Source organism: Microcoleus sp. Pol12A5 (assembly GCF_036701435.1).
GTDB lineage: Bacteria > Cyanobacteriota > Cyanobacteriia > Cyanobacteriales > Microcoleaceae > Microcoleus.
In genome coordinates this window covers 23189-29620 of the sequence record NZ_JAUBQU010000081.1, presented here as the reverse complement: position 1 = coordinate 29620, position 6432 = coordinate 23189, and the positions used below count along the sequence as shown (strand labels likewise).

The following is a 6432-nucleotide window of genomic DNA, read 5'->3' as shown; positions in this document are numbered from 1 at the left end:
GCATAAGATATGGCACTGGGTCTGGTTCCAAACTTATTGGCTCTGTCGATTAATCTGGCATCTGGATTCTCTTTAACGTCCTTTTCCAATGCCTGCCAATCTAGTTTTCTCTTACGTCTTTTTACCTTTGTAGCTTGAAGGTCTGACCGACCGAGCCACCGATATATCGTTGCTCTTCCTACCTTAAATAGGACAGCAGCTTGGGCGATACGACCGCCATTTTCTACATAGTCCACTACTCTTTTTCTCAAATCTATGCTGTAAGACATTTTCCCTAACTGGTTAACGATTTTTTTTTCATTTTACCTCATTTTTTAAAAGTCTCATACTTATTTGAAATGACTATAACATTTTATGATATCCTACTCATCAAACAAAAAATTCCTAATTTGATTCAAATTTTTACAGTCTAATTTTTACGATGAAAAAACTTTCTAATCGGTTCGCTGAATTTGATTAGATCAGAGCTTTAGCGATCCTCAGTGTGGTGATTACTCATGCTGGCTTCTTCGCCTTTGGCGATCGCAGCATTCAATTTGTCGCGATCGATACATTACAACTATTTGGCGTACCTGCATTTTAATGTTGAGCCGTTTTTTTCTCACCAACAAACTGGAAAATCAAAATAATCCCGCACTGGTAGTAAAAAAAAATACTGTCAAAAATTATACCCCCCTATCTGTTTTCGTCAAGAGCTTTCTACATCTTAAATATTTTGGGGGAACTGCAAAAATTTGATTTACTGTCATTACTCACAGATATCCTGAGAGGCAAGGGTGAAGTTTCCCTATTACTTCATCGTTGTGATTGTTAAATGCTACGGCTGGTTGTGGCTTCTCGTGAAATTAAAATTTTTAGAACCCAGAAAACTTTTGGCTTTGGGATTAACAATTCAAACACTTTTTACAATATTCTTCTACTTAAGCGCTTTCAAATATATCGATACCTCTATCTTCGATCGAGCGCTGGCTGGATTTTTAGTTAGATTTAGCCATTTTCAACAAGTTTATTTTTGGGCGGTTCGTATGAAAGAATTCAACTCTCGAACGCAGAAAAATGCCAAATTTAGGAGCAACTATCCTCTTTTATGTAGCGAGCATTTGGGAATATTACCTGATAAGTGGAGTTAATTCTGAGGGATGGTTACTCCGCTCGTTTTTTTTTAATCTTCTCAAAGATACGCAATTTTGTTCGTATTGTCCATCCTCGCATTTTCTAAGAGTATCGCAGTTCCCAGTAAATAGAGTATCTGGGTTAATCACAATATTGTCTGCTTATTCATTCCCTTTATATCTCCTCCTGGATTAGACGGTATTGAAATAGGTTTTGTTAGCGTTTTATAAGTTTATTAGCCTCGTATCTCCGCTGCTGAAGCTCGGCTTTTTAGTGACAGGTCATTTGTACGGTTGTTGGGCGATTATTTACCTGGTGCAGAAAGTTATGCCCAAAAATTACAGCCTGTACATTATGGGAATTTAATCTAATTTTTTGTTTTAGCGTATGTCTTCATAAAACTGCTTAAGATAGCGGGGAGAAACGCCAAAACCCCACAAAAAACCTATCGAAAGATAGATCGCAATTGCTTTAAATTCGCCCCAATTTGCAACTCGCCGATCGCTACTTTCCACTACCCGATTGACTAACTTAAGTCTCCCCCGTCGCACTAGTTTCAAACACAAATCCGCTTCCTCCATAATTGGCAGCGCTGCATCGAAACCGGCGCATTCCCAAAAATCGGTACGGCGGCAAAAAATAACTTGGTCGCCAAACAGCAGGCGCAATCCTTTGAAAAATAAATGAGGTCGAAATAACAGTGGCGCGTAATAAGTTTTGAGGTAATTGTGGAGGGAAAAACCCCATCTTGTTTGCTGCGAACCAGCCATCAGGGAGATAAACCCGCCACCGGAAATTTCGGCATCGGACAATGTTTTCTGGATAACTGCTACAATGTCGTCTGGAACTAAAGTGTCGGCGTGGAGAAAGCACAGAATTTCGCCGGTGGCGACAAGAGCACCTAAGTTCATTTGCAAGGAACGTCCGGCTGTAGTGCTAGAAATAACGCGGATGCCGGCCGAAAGTGCGATCGCCGCTGTATCGTCTTGACTGCCGCCATCTACCACCAACACTTCCCAAGCGGGAGGATTAAGAATACTGAGTTGGCGGAGGGTGCGTTTCAGACAAGTCGCTTCGTTGAGGGCTGGGATGATAATAGAAACGCGATCCATCTTGTTTAAATTTGTGCCAGAGCTATTATAATAAACAACTGTGGCGATTCACAACTAACGAAAAAATAGAACTTACGCGCGCGGATTCAGAAACCCAGTGTCTGCGTGCCAACTCGTCACGAAACTTCAGATTTTTCACAGAAATTGGTTTTTTGGCGTCAGTCCTATAAAATCATGCAAAAGTGCAATCGCCCTATATATTTTCCACTAATCAGGACTGAGAAAATCGTGCAGAAAACAGAAGTAAAAAATGATTTAGAATTTTATGATGAAAATGCCGATAATTGGTGGGACGAAAATGCTAAAATTTATGCCTTATACCATCTAAACAAACCCAGATTTGAGTTTTTCGACCGACACGCGACTAATTGGCAAGGGCTAAAAACCTTAGATGTCGGGTGCGGGGGTGGCTTTTCTTGCGAGTTTATGGCCGAGAGAGGCGCTATTGTTTCTGGAATAGATCGATCGGAGAAATGTATTGTAGCAGCTCAAGATCACGCAGTTACCAGCGGTTTTGAAATTGACTACAGGCAAGGTTTTGCCGAAAATATGCCCTACGACGACAATACATTTGATGTTGTAATCTGCGTGGATGTTTTGGAACACGTAGCCGATTACAAAAAAGTTGTGTCTGAGGTGCACAGGATTCTCAAGCCTGGGGGACTGTTCTTTTTTGATACAATTAACCGAACTTTTTCCTCGCAAATTGTGATGATTGGACTGATGGAAAATACATTGCAGGAAATCAAGCGGGGCGTTCACGATTGGGAAAAATTTATTACGCCGGATGAACTGTCTGTGGTAATGCAAGATATTGGTTTTGGCAAGATTGAAATTAAAGGTTTTGATATGTTTGGAGAAATGGGTGCTATGTTAGTCGCAATGCACGGGTTTTGGGAAGATTTTACACGCGGCAAGCAGGTGTTTCCGTCGGCTGGTATTTTTAAACAAATATCTCAAACTCTAACATCGAATCTAGCTAACTATATGGATTACAAAAAGTCTGGGTTGTTTAAAATCAAAATTAATGAGGATCGGTCGATTATGTATGTTGGCGTTGGGGCGAAGAATTAATCAGTTAATTGTTAACTTTTGCCATTTGGGGCGAGGTGGAGACGGATTTTTGCGATCGACAAATCCGTCTCCAACCCGCCTCTATTCCATTTTTGAGGGTATGCACGCAGCGGTAAACCTTATGCTGTTGAGTGCAATACACATATTTCGTAGGCACGAGGCCGTATCCTTACTATATTGCGGGCAATTGAGAAGTGCTATATTGGCGATCGCACGACAAACCTAAGCCGGGGCTGAGGGATACTGAGTATCGATCGAATTTTAATGACTCGCCCGAACTCCTCAAATAGCGATCGAGCAAGCATATATACTTAAATGTTGGGGCGAACACAGTGGCATCGCCCCTACCGATTCACAATTTATCAAGAATTATGCCAGCAAGTTTTCTGCCAAAATCGATCGCACAACTCACAGAATCTACCTCAATTGCTTTAGCCCAAAGCATTCAACGGGAGGCAATTACTACTCCCCTATCTTCTGAGCCAATTGCCACAACCTACGTGCGCCAAGGCAGCGGAAACACACCGATTTTGCTAATTCACGGCTTCGACAGTTCCTTGTTTGAATTCCGCCGCCTGTTGCCGCTGCTAGCTGCTGAAAATGAAACTTGGGCGGTTGATTTGTTGGGTTTCGGCTTTACAGAAAGAGCGGCTGGTTTGGCATTCAGCGCGAGGGCAATTGAAAGTCATCTTTACTATTTTTGGAAAACGCTAATTTCGCAGCCTGTAATCTTAGTCGGTGCTTCAATGGGAGGTGCAGCCGCAATTGATTTCACTCTCAATTATCCCGAAGCTGTGAAACAATTAGTGTTAATAGATAGCGCAGGTTTTGCCATCAGTTCTAATAAGGGAAAGTTTTTAATTCCTCCTTTAGGGTATCTGGCTACTTCATTTTTACGCAATCCCAAAATTCGCCAGCGAATTAGCGTCAATGCTTATTTCGATAAAAATTTGGCTTCTCAAGACGCTCAAACTTGTGCTGCTTTGCACTTGGAAATGCCCAACTGGAATCAAGCTTTAATTGCGTTTACCAAAAGCGGCGGTTACGGAGGTTTTGGGGAAAAATTACCGCAAATTCAGCAGCAGACTCTGATTTTGTGGGGAAAGCAAGACCGGATTTTGGGGACGGCGGATGCGGAAAAGTTTGCAAGGGCGATCGCCAATTCTCAACTAATCTGGATACCCGACTGCGGGCACGTTCCCCACTTAGAAAAGCCACAGACTACCGCGCAGCATATTTTAGAATTCATCACCCAAAGCGGACTCACGCAAAAAAAATAAACCTAGGGTGCGCTGCGGCGCACCTTACATATATGTTTTCCCTGGAACAGTTGGTATAGTTTGAGGTCAAATAGACAGGTTTCAAACTTTCGGCAAATACTTTTGTACGATCGTCCATCCTGTGAGCAACACAGTCACAAATCCGCCACACAAAGCCAAATTAGTGCCGATGTGGAGGGGACGCGCCCAAGGATTTTTAGGACCAATTTGCAGCCCGCTTCCAACAGAAACCAACACCAAAGCCACAACAGCTAACCCGGCAGGTAAATGAGCCGAGTGACCCAAATTGCCGTAGTATCCTAGCGTACCGACTACACCAATTCCCAGCAGTAAAATTACCAAAGTCGCCATCCCTGCACCAGTGGCTAAATGAAAGGGACGCAGCCATTTTGGGCGCGGTTGTTTGGTACTCCTAGCGGCAAACATCCACGTTCCAGTAACGGCCAGCAACAGATAAGCCAACAGGGAAACACCCATTGACCAAGCCGCTATTTTCCACAACCACAAGAAAGAAGGCAGATTCATCGGTTGCATCCCTAATTAGGATTTTCCACAAAAGGTTTCTTTCCGATTTTACCTGGATTTGAAAGCAAAAATGAATTATTTTGAGAGAAAGTGCGATCGGACTATCCACAGATGGCATCAGTCTTGCGTGGAAGTCAAACGCACTTTCTCTGATACTCAGCTTAATTTACGCTAGAGATTTGTCGCTGCCATTTTTAGGAGCCACCTTCCCATTTTAGATTGGTGGTTTTGCTGTCCATGAAAGGCATTTTATAAAACCCTAATTTTTGTTCTAAGATTAATCGGAAAAAAGGCAAACCTTCAATCAAATATCTTTTCCACAACCTTCTCGGTTCACTTAACAGTCGGTACGCCCATTCTATGCCGACTTCGCTCATCCATTTGGGAGCTCTTGCTTTGCAACCAGCTTCAAAATCAATGGTTGCACCTACGGCTAAGAATATTTTGACGTGTGTTAATTTGCTCTTGTATTTAATCAACCACTTCTCTTGCTTGGGAGCTCCCACTCCTATGGCGAGAACTGTAGCTCCTGATTTATTTATCTCGTCAATTATTTTTTCACATTCTTCTTCATTTTTTTCAAAGCCAAAAGAAGGAGAAAGTACTTCAACTACTATCTCTCTTCCAATTTTTTGGTTAATTTTTTCCTGGGCTTTCCTAGCAATACCTTCAGCAGCTCCTAGCAAAAATATTTTAATCTTCTCGTTATCTTTGTGATACATATAAAATGCCGGGAACAAATCAGAACCAGAAATTTTTTCTTTGAGAGGAGTACCCAAAAACCTGGAGGCATACATCAATATTTGACTGTCGCAGACTCTATAAGTAGATGTATTGTAAGCTTCATAGAAATCGCGGTCATACTGCAACTTAATCAAGTGGTCTACATTGGGTGTAAATACGACACCACCTTCGCAGTCGAGTTTTTCAAACAACTCTGTGATTGACAAGTTATCTATCGAGACATTCAATAAATTAACTGTTTTCATTTATGATGCCCTTCCCGCTTTATATTAAACTACAACTCAAACTATTATCACCCACAATACAGTTTCGTGTTTTAACTACTTGGGTGCTTCAGCGAACATACTTTTATCAGTATATCCTCCTACACCCTGCCTGTCTAGTGAGTATGTTTAAAGATTATGTAAAGAATCAGCTCGTTTTAGAAAAAGTGTATAAAGCCCATTTTCTAAGTTTATAACTCGCAACACATTTTCAAGAAAAAGGCCATCCCCTGCTAATACTTGTTGAAGCATTGCAAATGAATGTAAAAAATAGTTTATGAGATTAAAATTTTAACCTAGTGAGAATTATGTCGCAACTTC

8 protein-coding genes are annotated in these 6432 nt (G+C 41.6%); 3 read left to right on the top strand and 5 right to left on the bottom strand.

The features are described from left to right. Positions 1-269 (bottom strand): IS630 transposase-related protein (locus tag QUA45_RS19890; RefSeq protein WP_333221929.1); only part of this gene is annotated, 269 nt, incomplete at its 3' end. Positions 270-1326: 1057 nt separating this feature from the next. On the opposite strand from QUA45_RS19890, the gene QUA45_RS19885 reads away from it, so the two are divergent. Beyond that, positions 1327-1479: a hypothetical protein gene (locus QUA45_RS19885; RefSeq protein ID WP_333221928.1), complete on the top strand. Its 153-nt coding sequence runs from the start codon at positions 1327-1329 to the stop codon at positions 1477-1479. 14 nt (positions 1480-1493) lie between these two features. On the opposite strand, the gene QUA45_RS19880 is transcribed toward QUA45_RS19885, so the two are convergent. Then, on the bottom strand, positions 1494-2225 hold the full coding sequence (locus QUA45_RS19880; protein ID WP_333094479.1) for a TIGR04283 family arsenosugar biosynthesis glycosyltransferase: 732 nt from the start codon (positions 2223-2225) through the stop codon (positions 1494-1496). 228 nt (positions 2226-2453) lie between these two features. Between QUA45_RS19880 and ubiG the strand changes: the two genes are divergently transcribed. Then, on the top strand, positions 2454-3299 hold the full coding sequence (gene ubiG / locus QUA45_RS19875) for a bifunctional 2-polyprenyl-6-hydroxyphenol methylase/3-demethylubiquinol 3-O-methyltransferase UbiG (protein WP_333094480.1): 846 nt from the start codon (positions 2454-2456) through the stop codon (positions 3297-3299). A gap of 172 nt (positions 3300-3471) precedes the next feature. Here ubiG and QUA45_RS19870 read toward each other — a convergent pair whose 3' ends face one another. Next, positions 3472-3630 (bottom strand): hypothetical protein, encoded by a 159-nt coding sequence (locus QUA45_RS19870; protein WP_333221927.1) that lies wholly within the window; start codon positions 3628-3630, stop codon positions 3472-3474. Positions 3631-3670: 40 nt separating this feature from the next. Between QUA45_RS19870 and QUA45_RS19865 the strand changes: the two genes are divergently transcribed. Continuing rightward, complete coding sequence (locus QUA45_RS19865; RefSeq protein ID WP_333094482.1) at positions 3671-4579, top strand: alpha/beta hydrolase; 909 nt, start codon at positions 3671-3673, stop codon at positions 4577-4579. Positions 4580-4660: 81 nt separating this feature from the next. Here the strand turns inward: QUA45_RS19865 and QUA45_RS19860 are convergent, their stop codons facing one another. Beyond that, on the bottom strand, positions 4661-5104 hold the full coding sequence (locus QUA45_RS19860) for a DUF4079 domain-containing protein (RefSeq protein WP_333094484.1): 444 nt from the start codon (positions 5102-5104) through the stop codon (positions 4661-4663). Positions 5105-5298: 194 nt separating this feature from the next. Next, positions 5299-6093: a WecB/TagA/CpsF family glycosyltransferase gene (locus QUA45_RS19855; protein ID WP_333221926.1), complete on the bottom strand. Its 795-nt coding sequence runs from the start codon at positions 6091-6093 to the stop codon at positions 5299-5301. Positions 6094-6432 lie beyond the last annotated feature (339 nt).

What these genes read in the sequence shown, in the direction of transcription:
- QUA45_RS19855 (WP_333221926.1), bottom strand. Translation starts at nt 6,093, where the DNA reads ATGAAAACAGTTAATTTATTGAATGTCTCGATAGATAACTTGTCAATC.
- QUA45_RS19860 (WP_333094484.1), bottom strand. Translation starts at nt 5,104, where the DNA reads ATGAATCTGCCTTCTTTCTTGTGGTTGTGGAAAATAGCGGCTTGGTCA.
- QUA45_RS19880 (WP_333094479.1), bottom strand. Translation starts at nt 2,225, where the DNA reads ATGGATCGCGTTTCTATTATCATCCCAGCCCTCAACGAAGCGACTTGT.
- QUA45_RS19865 (WP_333094482.1), top strand. Translation starts at nt 3,671, where the DNA reads ATGCCAGCAAGTTTTCTGCCAAAATCGATCGCACAACTCACAGAATCT.